The organism is Acinetobacter sp. Lyrl_1, from assembly GCF_051948795.1.
GTDB lineage: Bacteria > Pseudomonadota > Gammaproteobacteria > Pseudomonadales > Moraxellaceae > Acinetobacter > Acinetobacter towneri.
On record NZ_JAYJLK010000005.1, the window covers coordinates 33,961 to 48,592 of the forward strand.

Consider the following 14,632-nt stretch of genomic DNA (forward strand, 5'->3'; position numbering starts at 1 on the left):
TAGGTCTATAGAACGATGTACTCACAAAAATCATCGCTAGATTTGCATTAACTGCTGCTCACGTTCGCGTGCACGCTGAAATGCAGGACGCTGTTCCACGCGTGCCAAATAAGCCGCAATCTGTGGATAATGATGCCCGGTACGGCTTTGCAATGCTTGGAGCGGGAAACCCATTTGAATATCGGCAAAAGAAAAATCCCCTGCAAAATAATCATGTTTGGCCAAATAATCTTCTAAATAAGCAATATGATCTTTTAAACGAGGCTGAATAAATCCTGCTTTAATACCTGCACTAATTTTGTTTGCCACTGGTCGAACTAACCATGGCACTTGCTGTGGCACTTTGGTCAATACCAACTGCATCACTAACAATGGCATTAATGAACCTTCGGCATAATGCATCCAGTATTGATAGGCTTGCTGTGCTGAAGTCTGCTGCGGTTTAAACTGCGCTTGCAAATCATAATGCTGCTGCAAGTATTCCAAAATTACTGCAGATTCTGCGATGGTCTGCTCTGCATCAGTTAAAATTGGCGCTTTACCCAATGGGTGAATCAGCTTTAATTCATTGGGCGCACTAAAATTGGGCTGACGGTGATAAAACTTGATATCATAGTCTAAGCCCAGCTCTTCAAGGGCCCACAAAATGCGGAAAGAGCGGGATTGATCAAGGTGGTGTAAAGTAATCATAAAACGTCCTATTTTGTTTTATTGCCTATGTTTTTGAGTGATTGTATATCTTCCATTTTACTCAACATTATAAAAAAGATCTGTCCTAGAGGGCTATTTATAAGAGATGGATTCAACTCTAGGTTTAACCCAATTCAGTACGAATTTCCATACTGCGTAGCAGCGTTTTGGTGACAGGGGTTTTTTGGCAGATATTCAGTACTTTTTGCTGTAATTCTACATCCAATACCACTTCAGTTTGCACACGGCGTTCAATCCACTCCTGCCCTTCCTGATTGGTAAAGAAGTCCGCCTCGACCTGAATTTTGCCAAAATCCAAACCCTTATGCTGTGCATACATACGCAAGGTAATCATGGTGCAAGCGACCAAACTGCTACATAACAGATCATAAGGTGCAGGACCTGCATCTTGACCACCTAACTTTTCAGGCTCATCTACCTTCCATTGGTGCTGACCACTTTGAATCTGGCCTTGCCATGCTGTGTCTAAACTGCGTACCTGTGCTGTGCCAATCTTGGCCATAAGATGCTCCCTATAGATTGATATTCCATCATTTATTTTGATGCACGCATTTTTGCGGGGAAAGTCGGTGCTTCTAAACGTGGTCCATCGTAGTCTGGTATTGTGCCAAAACGAGGATCATGATTGATCCATTGCTCACGTGCAATGCTTAACTCTTCTTGGGTACGACCGACGAGATTCCACCACAACAAAATTGGCGACTCAAAAGGTAATCCGCCCAATAGCAACAGACGCGCACCCGCATGTAAATCTAGCTGAATTTCGGTTAAGCCCGGTTCAAGCACCAGCATATTTTCATCGTTTAATTCATGCCCATGCACAGTGGCTGTGCCTTCCAGCATCATCAAACCATATTCAAACTTAGGATTCAGCGGCAAACGGGTTGTCGTGCTAGTTTCACTATAAATATCCACCCCTAACAACTCACTATGTACCAATACTGGCGAAGTGGTATTTAAAAACTCACCGACTAAGATGGTAAATTCCACTCCATCTAGCAAAACCACAGGCAAGTCAGGGTAATGATCAAAACGTGGCGCCATATTGCGCTGATCATCAGGTAAAGCAATCCACAGTTGCGCTGTATGCATGTGTGTTTCGGTGTCGGGAGCAACTTCGGTATGTGAAATACCATAACCCGCGGTCATTAAATTAACCTGTTTGGGACGAATCAATTGCTTAGTACCCAAACTGTCGGTATGCATAATGCTGCCTTCAATCATCCAGGTGAATGTTTGCAAACCAATATGTGGATGCGGCCCGACATCTAAGCCTTCACCTTGTGGAAAATTAACAGGACCTGCGTGATCTAGAAAACACCATGCCCCAATCATGCGTTTATGCCGACTCGGTAAAGCACGTTTAATTAAAGTTCCCTGCCCAATTTCAGCACTACGCAGTGGAAATTCCTGTATAAATTGCTTGACGTACTTATCACAATCGTCTGAATTGGAAAGCTCGGTATAATTGCTGTTGCTCATCCTATACCTCTTATATTTCTGTAAATTCCTTGACTATTAAATATAGTAAATCACTAACGAAGAGCAAGATGAAATTTGTTGTTCTGATTTTTATGGTTCAAACTTGAACTACACCTTAAAATATATGGCATAATTTTGACCAAAATTTAAAAAAAATAGAGAAAATACCCAAATTTAGGGAGGTTATTTTTTCTGCATTTTGCGCATAATCCTCACTATAAGTTGTCAATTTGAGTAAATATCGCTATGTCTGTAAAAGCTCGAATGGGGGAACAGACCCGTTCGAAGATTTTAAGCAATCAGGAAGCCTCAGAAAAACTTTTAAAAACAACTGAGTGTGATCTTGAAAACCGACAAGCAATTGAAAAAGCATTGCAGCACCCTGCTGCGCAACTCTCGCCGCAATTTGAAACACATTTTTATCAACACCAGAATTTACATCAGCGTCGTTATTTACGCCAAGTCAATTACATTGGGCAAATGACGTTCCTGCTGTATTTCTTTATCGATTATTTCATCATTCCAGATGTCACTACACTCTCGGCCACACTCCGTCTCAGTGCTGTTGTATTGGCGCTGATTGGCAATTATTTCTGCTTTAAATTGATCAAAGATATTCGCCTGCTAGATTTAATTTTACCGGTCAGCGCCACACTGTGTTGCGGTGTCTGGTTTTATATTTTGTCGCAATCACACAGTCCGTGGGTCGGCTATTATCTTTACGCTTCAGTTATTTTTGTGGTGATGGCTAATCTGTGTATTCAGGTACGTTTCCGACCTGCTCTGTATAACTCATTGCTCATGAGTGTGCTGATTTTTTTAAGTGCCATCTCCTTAACAACCCTACAAGATGCACTCATTTTTATGGTGGTCTATATCCCCATGTGGCTACTCAGTTTGTATATTAGCTGGAGCAATACCCTCAATGCACGCCACCACTTTTTGCGCAGTTTGCTGGATGACTGGAATTTCCATACCCTACAAGCCTTAGCCCATACCGATGAACTGACCCAACTGAATAACCGTCGGCAATTTGTGCACATGGCGGAACATAAAATTCACGAATGGCCTAAATCGAATTCGATCTGTTTATTGATGTTGGATGTAGATTTCTTTAAACAAATTAATGATACCTATGGGCATGATATTGGAGATCGGGTGTTGCAAAATATTGCTGAAATTGCCCGTAAAGAAATGCGTCGTAAAGATATTTTGGCACGCTTTGGCGGTGAAGAGTTTATCGCTCTGCTTAGTGAAACCAGCTTAGATGAAGCACTGATGATTTCAGAACGCTTAAGACAAAAAATTGCTCAGCATGAAATGTGCATTGATAAAAAATGTTTTAATTTCACTGTCTCCATTGGAGTATCCAGTTTAAAACCACAACAAACCGACTTACAGACCCTAATTAAAGAAGCCGATTTGGCCTTATACCAAGCCAAACAAAGCGGACGTAACTGCGTGATCAGTTATGATGTGGGAATGTCTGAGCCACCCGAACCGATTTTAAAAAAAGAAGTTAAATCTTGGATGATCTAAAGATATAAAAAAATGAGCACATTACGTGCTCATTTTTTGGGTTTTTGGCTAGAGTATGTTTAAAAAACCCTAGCTGCTGCGCGCATCTTGCGCCCATTTTAAATAGCAGTGTTTTAAAATAGGCTCATGGCGTAAAACTGGCAAGCAGCAGTGCTGCTTGAAACCCCGACTGCCGCGCGCATAGCGCTTGGCGTAATTCAGGCACGAAGCAGTGCTTCGTGAAATCCCTGAATTACTCCCATTCAATGGTTGCAGGTGGTTTAGACGATACGTCGTAAGTGACACGTGAAACGTCTGCAATTTCATTCATGATGCGGGTAGAGATTTTGTCGACTAAATCGTACGGTAAATGTGCGAAACGTGCTGTCATAAAGTCCACTGTTTCTACAGCACGAAGTGCAATTACCCATGCATAACGACGGCCATCACCTACGACACCAACAGATTTCACAGGCTGGAATACCGCAAACGCTTGTGCTGTTTTGTCATACCAACCACTTGCACGCAGTTCCTGCATGAAAATGTCATCGGCTAAACGTAAAATGTCTGCATATTCTTTTTTCACTTCACCCAAAATACGCACGCCCAAACCTGGACCTGGGAATGGATGACGGTAAATCATGCTGTGTGGCAAGCCTAAAGTGGTGCCGAGTTTACGCACTTCATCTTTAAATAAATCACGTAAAGGTTCAACCAATTCAAAGGCTAAATCTTCTGGTAAACCACCCACGTTGTGGTGTGATTTAATCACGTGTGCCTTGCCTTGTTTGCTGGCTGCAGATTCAATCACGTCTGGGTAAATCGTACCTTGTGCCAAGAATTTCACGCCATCTAATTTACGCGCTTCTTCGGCAAAGACTTCAATAAATTCACGACCAATGATTTTACGTTTTTTCTCAGGATCAACTTCACCTGCCAACGCGCTCAAGAAGCGTTGTTCTGCATCGGCACGAATCACGCGAATACCCATGTTTTCTGCAAACATTTGCATTACTTGATCGCCTTCGTTCAAGCGTAATAAGCCGTTGTCAACAAATACACACGTTAATTGATCGCCAATGGCTTTATGCAACAATGCCGCAACCACAGAAGAATCCACACCGCCCGACAAACCAAGCAATACTTTTTCATCGCCAATTTGCTGACGTAATTGCTCTACGCGCAGGTCGATGATGTGTTCTGGTGTCCATAAACCGCGACATCCACAAATTTGATGGACGAAGTTAGACAATAACTCTGCACCTTTTGCAGTGTGTGTCACTTCTGGGTGGAACTGAATCCCATAGAAACGGCGAGTTTCATCAGAAATCATCGCCACAGGGCAGCTTGGTGTGCTAGCCGTAATTTGGAAGCCTTCTGGAATGCGTGCCACTTTATCGCCATGGCTCATCCAAACGTGCAATTGGTTTTCACGATCTTGCAAGTTACCAATCAGTTTGTCACGTACCAAAATATCGACTTCGGCATAACCGAATTCATGTACTGAACCCGCTTCAACTTTACCGCCCAGTTGTTCTGACATGGTTTGTAAACCATAGCAGATACCCAGTACAGGTACGCCTAAGTTAAATACAATTTCAGGTGCGCGTGGACTACCCGCTTGGTGAACACTTTCAGGTCCACCCGATAAGATAATACCGTTTGGATTAAATGCACGAATGTCTTCTTCCGACATATCGTAGGCATACATTTCAGAATATACGCCCGCTTCACGAACACGACGTGCGATCAGCTGGCTATATTGCGAACCGAAATCCAGAATCAGGATACGATCTTCAGTAATTTGAGTATTGGTAGTCATGACAAACAACTATAGAAAGGCAAACGAATTAAGCGCGCTATTCTAGCATTTTTCCACGCCTTGCGCACACTATTCAGACAATCCTAAAAATGGCTATTTTTCTTCGTGATATTGCAGTGACCACATACTCTAAGTTTTAAAAGACTATGCATTTTCTATGGCATAAAAAAAGCAACCTTCTTGAAGATTGCTTAAATTGTTGAGCTGATGTGGAAATCAATGACTTACTTTTTTGCTTCCAAAAGATGGTCTAGACTTATTTTGCCTGCACCGTAAAGCATGATGTAGAAGAAACCGCCAGCCAAACCAATATTTTTCATAAAATTCAGCGCATCTTCTGGTGCAGCATGGAATAAAAATGCAGTTAAAAGACTAAAAACACCTAAACCCAAACCCACGACACGTGCTTGTAAACCGAATAGAATTGCCAAACCACCACCAAGTTCTAGCAAAATCACCAAAGGTAGCAATGAACCTGAAACACCCATAGCTTGCATATAGCCCACTGTTGCATCATAGCCTGCAATTTTTCCCCAACCAGATACAATAAATAAATACGCTAAAAAAGCACGTGCAAACAAACTTACAATGGCTTGCACACTTGCTTTTTCGACCACACTTTTTAACACAACATTTGGATTAAACATCAGATCACCTATATTTTTGATTCATTCTTGAAGACAAATACATCTTAGTTTTTTCAAAATTCAGGATAAATACGCATTTAAAAGACATGTTGTTGCATCTATGCAACGAAAAAGAACCGATGTGGCTGGTCTAGCATCCCTAAAATCACTGTGAAAATTATTTACCTTTTCATACTGACTTTCCGCCTGTGGACTGCTAGGATTTGAGCACACTTTCGCTTGTTTTTTCCCATGGAACTGATTGATTTTATATTACACGTCGATGAACATTTGCTCGAATTCATCACCCAATATGGGGTATGGATTTACGCTATTTTATTCCTGATTATTTTTGTAGAAACGGGCTTGGTGGTCATGCCGTTTTTACCTGGCGATAGTTTACTGTTCGCGGCAGGCGCATTGGCTACATCGACAGGAGTGATGGATCCGTGGATTTTGGGTATTTTATTGTTTACTGCTGCGGTACTCGGTGACACCCTGAATTACCACATTGGTAAATATATTGGTCCACGGGTTTTTGAACTGGAATCACGTTTTATCAATAAAAAACATTTGATCGAAACCCAGAAGTTTTTTGAGCGACACGGCGGAAAAACCATTATTTTTGCGCGTTTTGTGCCTTTTGCGCGTACCTTTGCGCCCTTCGTGGCGGGTGCAGGCAGCATGAATTATAAATACTTCCTGACCTATAACGTGATTGGCGCTTTTTGCTGGATCGCGTCGTTTATTACACTCGGTTATTTGTTTGGCAATATGCCAATAGTGAAAGACAATTTCACCCATTTAATTTTCGGCATTATTATTTTAAGTGTCTTGCCTGGAGTGATTGGTTTTATTCGCCAAAAACTCAAGAAAAAACCTGCTTAAGTTGTGTAATTCTTTGGGCATGCCTGTTACAGCGCTGCCCTCATACATTCAAAACAGGTGAGATGATTGCTCAACTCACCAAAAGTCTCTAAATCTTTAGAAAAAACGTGCCACCACAGGCAGCATACACACCACCAACAGCAAAGCCGAGCCTTTATATAACAGATCTGCCGTCACTTTATTGGTTTCTCGCGCCAAAACTGCTCGCCCAAAAGACATCCAAAATAACGCTGTTGGCAATAAAATCAGACCAAATAAGACATAGACCATAGCAAAGTTGGTCGGGTTATCCCACGTTTCTGTAGGAAAAATACCTGCAGCAAATAACAAGGCTTTTGGGTTTTTAAAAGTCGAAAAAAATAATTGTGCAGGGCGAATGGCAGAGTGTTTTTGACAATGTTGCTCTAAATGTGACTGCTTCCATAAATGAAAAGCCATCCAAAATACATAGCCCGCACTTAAAACATGCAGAATATCAATCAAATAAGGCCAAATTGGCGCACTCAAATGAATGAATAACGCCCACAGACTAATGGCATACATATAACCAAAAAACTCTGCGGGAATCAGCAGACTGGTTTTGGCAATGCCTTGTTGGTGGGCTGAGCTTGCCAATAGCGCATTGGTCGGGCCAGGAATCATCAAGACCGCAATCATTGCTAGGACAAAGAGCCAACTTTCAATCATAAACACCAGAGCATGCAAATCAAAAATAGGAGCACACCTTATATGAAAGCCATTGAAAATGACAAGTTTTTCTATCTGGCAGGACTGACCCAAGGGTGTAAATAGAACAGAAAATAAAATTAAGTTTTTGTTTTTAAAATATTAGATTGAGATCAACCTTGAATTATCTTGCTACATTTTTTAAGCAATGGTGCTGCACAAATGGCAGCACCATAGACAAAATATTCGCAAATCCTAAAATTTAAGATGTTACAGGTTTGGGCTTAACAATAATCGGGCAAGCTTTAAATTTTGCTGCTTGCACAATGGCTTCTTGCTCACCTAAAAGACGTGCCAATTCTGTTCTTTTGGTATTGGATGACTGCCCCATATTGACAGAAACACTCGGTGCAACGCCCCAACCGCCACGGCTGCCCCAACCACCGCCTAAACCGATACCCACACCAACACCTGTACGTTTCGGTGCTTCAACACCGCTTTCAATATATTGCTGAATACGGTTATATTCGCTTTGTAATTGTTGGCAATTCAAAGCCTGATAATGTGTAGGCGACACATAGCTAGGTTTCACTGTGGTCGCACAAGCCCCTAGCAATAAACTACTTGCCGCGACAAGACCAATTGCAAATGTTTTCATGTCTACCTCTGTATCACGCTTGCTCAATTTCATTGAACAACGATTGATAGGCCTGCGTCAATTTATGATCTGTTGCCAAATGAATTAATGGCAAATTTTTATGATGTGATTCTTTCATCAACACCGAAGGCGGCAACATGCTATTCAAAACAGGTAAACCTTCATCTTTAAGTTGCTGCACCACTTCACGCGGTAACTTGGCCTGTGCTTGATATTGATTCACCACAATGCCTTCAATTTGCAAGTTTGCATTGTGGTCATCCTGAGTTTCCAACACATTTTCAATCAAACTTTGCAAAGCACGTTTAGAAAAGACATCGCAGTCAAATGGAATGAGCACCCGATCTGCAGCAATTAAGGCAGAGAGCGTAAAAAAGTTAAACGCAGGCGGAGTATCAATAAATACACGGTCATATTGATCGGACAATTGCTGCAAGGCATCGCGCAGCTTATAAATTTTATGTTTCGATTCAAGTGCATGTGCCAAGCCGCCCAATTGCGGACTCGCAGGAATCACATCCAAATTTTTAAATGGCGATTGATGCACATAAGCTTCTAAACCTTTGCTGCGGTTTTTTAAAATTGAGCCCAAAGCATTGCCCAGTAAACCTTTGGATTGGTTTGCACCCAACACTTCTTCAAAATAATTTTCGATGTTGGGCTCAAGCGCAGGCTTGTCGGCAGAATAAGTAGCATCATCACCCAACAAATATTGGCTGGAGTTGGCTTGCGGGTCGAGGTCAATCACCAATGTTTTTAAACCCTGATGCGCACTGATTGCAGCCAAATTGACGGTAATACTGGATTTTCCAACACCACCTTTCTGATTAAACACCACACGTGTGCGCATTGCCGCCCCTCTTTTCAATTTTTGTTGTGACATCACTTCAGTTTAACTGAGCTGTAAATATTCTTGCCGAATTATGTCTAACAATTCACCAGTGCTCAAATATGCAGCCAATCTTTTGCCAATATTTACATACATTCAATGCTCGTGAGTTCACACCCACGAGCAACATCCACAATAAGATCTGCTGACTTAGCCAAAGCTTGGCTTTAACATCACCAAACCTAAAATGGCAAAAAATGCGACTAAGGCTAAGCCCCAACCAACACGGCGTTGAATCAACAAAATACTGTCATCTTTTTTATACGCTTTGATTAAAGATGACAGCATCACCAAAAATAAAATAATTTTGGCATAAAACCATGTTTCGACTTGAAAGTCTTTTAAAAACAAAGCAATGACACCTGTCACTACAATCAACGTCAGTGCTGAATGTTGCAATGCCACAAAGACTGTCCACGCTTTAGGATTAGGCGAGTTATTTTGTGTGCCCTTAAACAAAGTCATGGCACGCACAAACAGCACCAATAATAATAAAGCCGCCGCAGCAACGTGAATGGTATTCAGCATTCCTAAATTTTCCATTTATTTCATTCCATTACGATGTTTTTGGTGCGTGGGCGCATTCTGGGCTGCTGGTGTCTTGTCCCTGCCATTCAGATGCAACAAAGGCATGAATCGCCAGTGCATGAATTTTATTTGGCGCAAGTAAGTCACCTACAGCAGCATAAATTTTTTGATGGCGTTGTACAGCGCGTAGCCCCTGAAAATCTTCACTCACCATCACCACTTTAAAATGCGACTCTTTACCCGGGAAATAACCGCCATGTCCTGCAGATTCGTTCACCACCTCTAAATGGCTTGGATTGAAAACGGCTAAGCGTTGTAGCAACTGTTGTTCTAAGCTCATGCTTGTATTTCCCCGAATGGTTTTAAAAGCTCTCTGAAGTATAACGTGTTCTGTGTGATTCGCAGCATCTTGCCGTGAGGATTCTTCGATTTACGATTCGCACCACTTTTCGTTATGAAATTTAGGCTGATGACTGCTGTTTTTTCTAAAAATGTTGTTTATTTATTCAGTCAGTACAACGATATGCAAAAAATGATTGACCCTATTTTTGCATCATGTATTATACACCGCATGCGGGAATAGCTCAGTTGGTAGAGCACAACCTTGCCAAGGTTGGGGTCGCGAGTTCGAGTCTCGTTTCCCGCTCCAGAATTTCAAAAGCCTCAGTCGAAAGATTGAGGCTTTTTTCTTATTGATTTTATTATATTTTTTAAAAAATCTTCTTCCTGTGTTATTCGATTCAATAAAAAATATTTTTAATGTAATTTGTATTTTGTGACCAAGATGTGACCATGGCGTGCCCACAACAATAAAAATGGTCTCAATTAACCTTAAATGTCTTCAATCGATCACCACTTTCAGAGCTTTTTTTGAAGGTAAAAAATCACCCTATTCTCTTCAAAACAAGATGTTTTTTACCAAACGATCAAGGATTTGTGACCATTTCACTTTTTGATGTGACCAATTGTGACCAAACTAGCTATTATCATTTTGATTATTATCAATTTTCTTAAAAACCAATAAATCACCCACTTCCACATCTAATGCAATACAAATTTTATCAATGGTTTCAAAATCAATCCGTACAGATTCATCATTATAAAGTTTATGTAAAGTAGATTTATTAATTCCAGTACTTCTCACCAAATCAGCAACCTTAAGTTTCCTTTCTGCTAATAAAACTGCCAAGTTTGAAATAATCATAAAATTTCCTATTTAAATCATAAAAAGTACTTGCAACAACATAAAAATATGATAATTTATGTCTTAGGAATAATTTTTCCTAGTTACCTAGTAAAAAATATGAGGCTCTATTATGTCATATACCTATCTCACAGCCCAGCAACTGGCTGAAAAAATCCAGTACGACGCTCGTACTATTCGCAACCAACTGAAGGACAGTGTCTTTATTGAAGGTGTTCATTACATCCGTCCTTTTGGTGGTCGCAAAATTCTTTTTGTTTGGGAACGTATTGAAACTGAAATGCTTAAATTCACTGGTTTAAGTATGGATGCTCTTCAATAAGGTTCAGGAGGTTTAACCGATGGCTACCATCCGGGAAAGAAGTGGCAAACTCATTGCCGATTTTCGCTACATGGGCATCCGTTGCAGAGAGACAACCAATCTTGAAGACAATGCCTATAATCGCCGAATTTTAAAAAAACGTCTCGAGCAGCTCCAAGCTGAAATTACTTTGGGAACTTTTGAATACGAAAAGTATTTTCCAAAAAGTAAACGTGTTGAGGAGTTTAAGGAAAAAAGAAGTCAGCAAATCGCTGTACAAACCAAGGTTCCTCTTTTTAAAGAGTTTACTGAATTGTGGTTTAAACAGAAACAAATTGAATGGAGAGATTCATATCAACAAAAGGTTTCAATTGTAATCAAAAACTATTTGATCCCCGCTTTTGGTAATCAGGTTCTCTCAAAAATTAAGAAGTCAGACTTGCTGAACTTCCGTGCTTCCCTCGCCAAAGTGACACACGGAAAAGATCAAACAAGTCTGAAAGCATCGAGGATCAATCAAATCATGACGCCTTTACGTATGATACTGAATGATGCGGCAGAACGATACGATTTTGAGTCGCCGTATAAAAATATAAACAATCTGAAGGAAAGTAAGATCGAAGTCACACCTTTTTCTCTGGAAGAGGTGCATAAAATTCTCACTGCGGTGCGTGAGGACTTTAAACCTTATTACACCATCCGCTTTTTTACGGGTATGCGCACTAGTGAAATAGATGGCCTTCAATGGAAAAATATCGACTTGCAACGTCGTGAGATCCATATCCGTGAAGCGTTAGTGAATGGTGTTCTTGGTGGAACCAAAACGTATGGTTCTGACCGCACGATCCAGATGAATGACCGGGTGTACCAAGCCTTTCTGCAACAGAAAAGCCTCAACAACGGAAAATCGAACTTCGTCTTCTGCAACCGTGATGGTGGTCCTCTAGACTACCGTTTAGTTAATAAACGTGTATGGCACCCTATCCTGCGCTTTTTAGGATTAACGCCTCGTCGTGCTTATCAGACACGTCATACAGCAGCAACGCTCTGGCTGGCGGCAGGTGAAAATCCAGAATGGGTCGCTCGCCAATTGGGGCATTCAACCACTGAAATGTTATTCCGGGTCTATAGCCGCTACATTCCGAATGTTACCCGTCGCGATGGCAGTGCTTTTGAAGCCATGCTGGAGAGACTCACTGCAGAGGAGCTTGCACATGAATAGTAAAGCTTTCTTTGGTGGTGTGGTGGTCAGTCCTGAAGCAGATTTGGTCGCTCGTGAACTCATTCATGAGTTTCACATTCCCAAACTGCACAATCTGGCCTTTTTGCTGGAAATCAATAAATGCTTCGATGACCACCAAGCATTGAGACTTTGGCTACAGCGAATGCTGGATGAAGGGCAAGCTCATTACGATGACTTGGCTCAACAGGCCCGTCTCCGCTTAATGAGTCTCGCTCACTCATAAAACAAACATATAAGGTCATCTAATTGATGACCTCAGCCCCTTTATACCTATAAAAAGGTGAACACATGCATAAAGATATTTCAATTTGGATGCCACTCTATATTGGCGACCTACAGGCAAAATTTGCACGAATGACGGCAGAACAAATTGGTGCAACCCTACTGTTAATGATGGATTTCTGGAAAAATGGTGCCATTCCTCATGACCTAGCTACTGTATGTAGCATCACAAAATTATCGCAACATACCAAGGCTAAAACTTTGTTGAATACGCTAATGGCCCTGGAATTGTTTGAAATCGAATCTGAGCAGATTCATTCAAATTTTTTAACCAGTTTAAAAAGCCAGGCATTGCAAAATCAGCAAATGAAATCTGATAAAGCTAAAAATGCAGCTCAGGCACGTTGGGGGAAATCCGCTAGTAATGCTCAAGCATCAACCAAGCAACGAAAAGTAAATACTCAAGCAGCTCCTGAGAAGAGCCCGAGTATTACTCAAGTCATGCTTGAACCATGCCCTTCATCTTCATCTTCATCTTCATCTTCATCTTCATCTTCATCTTCATCTTCATCTTCAAATTTTGAAGAAAAAAATGAGAGTTTTTTAGAAAATTCAAAGTGGATTTAGGAGATCAGTCATGAATACCATGCTTAAAACACTCCAGTTTCGCGCAGAAACAACGGAAACACTTTGCGCTACCCACCATATACCCCTGATGGAAATTGCTGGTCACAGGCTCTGTAAATTGTGTGCCAAAGAAACCGTCCATCACTCACATGCAGCCTATGAGAATGAACTGCAACAGCGATTGCTACAACAGAAAATTAAAAATTCAGGGCTCAATAAACGCTACCTGGATCGTGGCTTCAAGAATTATGTAGTTGCATGCCCTGCACAAGACAATGCCATCAAACTATGTCAGGCCTTTGCACAGCAAATTATTTCTGACCACAACCCGAACATGTTGATGATTGGTACACCGGGTACAGGTAAAACCCATCTGAGTGCATCAATTATTCGCAACATTCTGCATAACAGTACAAAATCTGCACGCTACTATACCAGTGCAGAAATTGCTCAAAAAATGATGGATACCTGGTCAGATGCTTCGCGCTCTGAGAAAGAAGTCATCGACCATTTCTCCAGTTTTGATTTATTGGTGATTGATGAATATGGCCTGCATGACCGGCATGAAAAACGCCTGGAGATGGTGCATAAGGTTTTGTATAGTCGTTATGACAATATGAAATCTACCCTGCTGATTTCCAATTTCACAGTCCAAAATATGCAGCGGGATTTAGGTGTAAGATTATGGTCTCGGTTACATGAGAACCATTTGATTGTAGTGCCGTGTTATTGGGATGACCGACGAATAAGCGGATAATCGTGACTCTCACTTAAGCCAATTATCTTGCTGAGATGATTGGCTTTCTTTCTAAAGATTCCCTATAAGGCCATCATGAGCAATGTCAAAACCAAGTTTATTACCGCCGCCGATTTCATGCTGTAACTCAGTACAGCCTATCAGCAAGGTAAATTGAAAACCTATATGCAACGCGTGATACTCGCCCCGAAATTATTGATTATCGATGAAATTGGTTATTTGCCCTTTGGACGTGAAGAAGCGAATCTGTTCTTTAACGTGATTGCCAAGCGTTATGAAAAAGGCAGTACGATATTGACGAGTAACTTACCATTTAGCCAATGGTCTAAGTCGTTTGAGGATGATGTCACGTTGACCGCTGCGATGTTAGATCGTTATTGCATCACTGTCATGTGGTACAAATATCGGGTGAGAGTTATCGTTTGAAGGATAAAAAAAGAATAGGGATTCAGCCACAGGTTGAAACTTAATACGAGTTCAAAGGGGTCAA

At 41.2% G+C, this 14,632-nt stretch carries 18 protein-coding genes, 1 tRNA gene and 1 pseudogene; 9 read left to right on the top strand and 11 right to left on the bottom strand.

Annotation, left to right across the window (positions count from 1 at the left end; all coding sequences use genetic code 11):
* Positions 1-36 precede the first annotated feature (36 nt).
* From VF675_RS03370 to VF675_RS03380, 3 genes are all read right to left on the bottom strand, one after another.
* Positions 37-690: a glutathione S-transferase gene (locus VF675_RS03370; protein ID WP_346793127.1), complete on the bottom strand. Its 654-nt coding sequence runs from the start codon at positions 688-690 to the stop codon at positions 37-39.
* Between the two features lie 124 nt (positions 691-814).
* Positions 815-1,213 carry an OsmC family protein gene (locus VF675_RS03375; RefSeq protein ID WP_368779707.1) on the bottom strand — a complete coding sequence of 133 codons (399 nt, stop codon included), beginning with the start codon at positions 1,211-1,213 and terminating at the stop codon, positions 815-817.
* Positions 1,214-1,245: 32 nt separating this feature from the next.
* Positions 1,246-2,193, bottom strand: coding sequence for a pirin family protein (locus VF675_RS03380; RefSeq protein WP_440204768.1), 948 nt, complete (start codon positions 2,191-2,193; stop codon positions 1,246-1,248).
* Between the two features lie 246 nt (positions 2,194-2,439).
* Here VF675_RS03380 and VF675_RS03385 point away from each other — a divergent pair, with 246 nt between their 5' ends.
* Positions 2,440-3,732 (top strand): GGDEF domain-containing protein, encoded by a 1,293-nt coding sequence (locus VF675_RS03385; RefSeq protein ID WP_440204769.1) that lies wholly within the window; start codon positions 2,440-2,442, stop codon positions 3,730-3,732.
* 232 nt (positions 3,733-3,964) lie between these two features.
* On the opposite strand, the gene guaA is transcribed toward VF675_RS03385, so the two are convergent.
* Both guaA and VF675_RS03395 read right to left on the bottom strand, forming a co-directional pair.
* The gene (gene guaA, locus VF675_RS03390; RefSeq protein ID WP_104852860.1) at positions 3,965-5,533 is read right to left on the bottom strand and encodes a glutamine-hydrolyzing GMP synthase; all 1,569 of its coding nucleotides are present in this window, start codon (positions 5,531-5,533) and stop codon (positions 3,965-3,967) included.
* 224 nt (positions 5,534-5,757) lie between these two features.
* Entirely contained in the window at positions 5,758-6,180 is a 423-nt protein-coding gene (locus VF675_RS03395; protein WP_004970234.1) for a DoxX family protein, read from the bottom strand.
* A gap of 231 nt (positions 6,181-6,411) precedes the next feature.
* Here VF675_RS03395 and VF675_RS03400 point away from each other — a divergent pair, with 231 nt between their 5' ends.
* A complete protein-coding gene (locus tag VF675_RS03400; protein WP_440204770.1) occupies positions 6,412-7,047 on the top strand; it encodes a DedA family protein in 636 nt (211 codons plus the stop codon).
* Between the two features lie 96 nt (positions 7,048-7,143).
* Here the strand turns inward: VF675_RS03400 and VF675_RS03405 are convergent, their stop codons facing one another.
* The 5 genes from VF675_RS03405 to VF675_RS03425 all read right to left on the bottom strand — a co-directional run bounded on the left by VF675_RS03405 (position 7,144) and on the right by VF675_RS03425 (position 10,128).
* Positions 7,144-7,734 (bottom strand): LysE family translocator, encoded by a 591-nt coding sequence (locus VF675_RS03405; protein WP_004970239.1) that lies wholly within the window; start codon positions 7,732-7,734, stop codon positions 7,144-7,146.
* A gap of 241 nt (positions 7,735-7,975) precedes the next feature.
* On the bottom strand, positions 7,976-8,371 hold the full coding sequence (locus VF675_RS03410) for a hypothetical protein (protein ID WP_004970241.1): 396 nt from the start codon (positions 8,369-8,371) through the stop codon (positions 7,976-7,978).
* Between the two features lie 13 nt (positions 8,372-8,384).
* Complete coding sequence (locus tag VF675_RS03415) at positions 8,385-9,221, bottom strand: ParA family protein (RefSeq protein WP_070155018.1); 837 nt, start codon at positions 9,219-9,221, stop codon at positions 8,385-8,387.
* Between the two features lie 189 nt (positions 9,222-9,410).
* Positions 9,411-9,803 (bottom strand): SirB2 family protein, encoded by a 393-nt coding sequence (locus VF675_RS03420; protein ID WP_131261283.1) that lies wholly within the window; start codon positions 9,801-9,803, stop codon positions 9,411-9,413.
* Positions 9,804-9,816: 13 nt separating this feature from the next.
* Entirely contained in the window at positions 9,817-10,128 is a 312-nt protein-coding gene (locus VF675_RS03425) for a BolA family protein (protein WP_178319033.1), read from the bottom strand.
* 233 nt (positions 10,129-10,361) lie between these two features.
* On the opposite strand from VF675_RS03425, the gene VF675_RS03430 reads away from it, so the two are divergent.
* A tRNA-Gly gene (locus VF675_RS03430) sits at positions 10,362-10,437 on the top strand.
* 327 nt (positions 10,438-10,764) lie between these two features.
* On the opposite strand, the gene VF675_RS03435 is transcribed toward VF675_RS03430, so the two are convergent.
* Positions 10,765-10,992 (bottom strand): helix-turn-helix domain-containing protein, encoded by a 228-nt coding sequence (locus VF675_RS03435; RefSeq protein ID WP_004974343.1) that lies wholly within the window; start codon positions 10,990-10,992, stop codon positions 10,765-10,767.
* Between the two features lie 112 nt (positions 10,993-11,104).
* Between VF675_RS03435 and VF675_RS03440 the strand changes: the two genes are divergently transcribed.
* The 6 genes and pseudogenes from VF675_RS03440 to VF675_RS03465 form a co-directional block, all read left to right on the top strand.
* Positions 11,105-11,314: a hypothetical protein gene (locus VF675_RS03440; protein ID WP_000122748.1), complete on the top strand. Its 210-nt coding sequence runs from the start codon at positions 11,105-11,107 to the stop codon at positions 11,312-11,314.
* 19 nt (positions 11,315-11,333) lie between these two features.
* Positions 11,334-12,515 carry an Arm DNA-binding domain-containing protein gene (locus VF675_RS03445; RefSeq protein WP_440204771.1) on the top strand — a complete coding sequence of 394 codons (1,182 nt, stop codon included), beginning with the start codon at positions 11,334-11,336 and terminating at the stop codon, positions 12,513-12,515.
* A complete protein-coding gene (locus VF675_RS03450; protein WP_005092513.1) occupies positions 12,508-12,759 on the top strand; it encodes a hypothetical protein in 252 nt (83 codons plus the stop codon). Before VF675_RS03445 ends, VF675_RS03450 begins: the two co-directional genes overlap by 8 nt.
* A 65-nt stretch (positions 12,760-12,824) precedes the next feature.
* Positions 12,825-13,385: a DUF1376 domain-containing protein gene (locus VF675_RS03455; RefSeq protein WP_440204772.1), complete on the top strand. Its 561-nt coding sequence runs from the start codon at positions 12,825-12,827 to the stop codon at positions 13,383-13,385.
* 10 nt (positions 13,386-13,395) lie between these two features.
* A complete protein-coding gene (locus VF675_RS03460) occupies positions 13,396-14,142 on the top strand; it encodes an ATP-binding protein (protein ID WP_180187187.1) in 747 nt (248 codons plus the stop codon).
* Between the two features lie 51 nt (positions 14,143-14,193).
* Positions 14,194-14,612 (top strand): annotated as a pseudogene (locus VF675_RS03465) (ATP-binding protein); the annotation flags it as partial.
* Positions 14,613-14,632: the final 20 nt, after the last annotated feature.

Coding starts and splice junctions, on each gene's coding strand:
- VF675_RS03370 (WP_346793127.1), bottom strand. CDS start 690: ATGATTACTTTACACCACCTTGATCAATCCCGCTCTTTCCGCATTTTG.
- VF675_RS03375 (WP_368779707.1), bottom strand. CDS start 1,213: ATGGCCAAGATTGGCACAGCACAGGTACGCAGTTTAGACACAGCATGG.
- VF675_RS03380 (WP_440204768.1), bottom strand. CDS start 2,193: ATGAGCAACAGCAATTATACCGAGCTTTCCAATTCAGACGATTGTGAT.
- VF675_RS03385 (WP_440204769.1), top strand. CDS start 2,440: ATGTCTGTAAAAGCTCGAATGGGGGAACAGACCCGTTCGAAGATTTTA.
- guaA (WP_104852860.1), bottom strand. CDS start 5,533: ATGACTACCAATACTCAAATTACTGAAGATCGTATCCTGATTCTGGAT.
- VF675_RS03395 (WP_004970234.1), bottom strand. CDS start 6,180: ATGTTTAATCCAAATGTTGTGTTAAAAAGTGTGGTCGAAAAAGCAAGT.
- VF675_RS03400 (WP_440204770.1), top strand. CDS start 6,412: ATGGAACTGATTGATTTTATATTACACGTCGATGAACATTTGCTCGAA.
- VF675_RS03405 (WP_004970239.1), bottom strand. CDS start 7,734: ATGATTGAAAGTTGGCTCTTTGTCCTAGCAATGATTGCGGTCTTGATG.
- VF675_RS03410 (WP_004970241.1), bottom strand. CDS start 8,371: ATGAAAACATTTGCAATTGGTCTTGTCGCGGCAAGTAGTTTATTGCTA.
- VF675_RS03415 (WP_070155018.1), bottom strand. CDS start 9,221: ATGCGCACACGTGTGGTGTTTAATCAGAAAGGTGGTGTTGGAAAATCC.
- VF675_RS03420 (WP_131261283.1), bottom strand. CDS start 9,803: ATGGAAAATTTAGGAATGCTGAATACCATTCACGTTGCTGCGGCGGCT.
- VF675_RS03425 (WP_178319033.1), bottom strand. CDS start 10,128: ATGAGCTTAGAACAACAGTTGCTACAACGCTTAGCCGTTTTCAATCCA.
- VF675_RS03435 (WP_004974343.1), bottom strand. CDS start 10,992: ATGATTATTTCAAACTTGGCAGTTTTATTAGCAGAAAGGAAACTTAAG.
- VF675_RS03440 (WP_000122748.1), top strand. CDS start 11,105: ATGTCATATACCTATCTCACAGCCCAGCAACTGGCTGAAAAAATCCAG.
- VF675_RS03445 (WP_440204771.1), top strand. CDS start 11,334: ATGGCTACCATCCGGGAAAGAAGTGGCAAACTCATTGCCGATTTTCGC.
- VF675_RS03450 (WP_005092513.1), top strand. CDS start 12,508: ATGAATAGTAAAGCTTTCTTTGGTGGTGTGGTGGTCAGTCCTGAAGCA.
- VF675_RS03455 (WP_440204772.1), top strand. CDS start 12,825: ATGCATAAAGATATTTCAATTTGGATGCCACTCTATATTGGCGACCTA.
- VF675_RS03460 (WP_180187187.1), top strand. CDS start 13,396: ATGAATACCATGCTTAAAACACTCCAGTTTCGCGCAGAAACAACGGAA.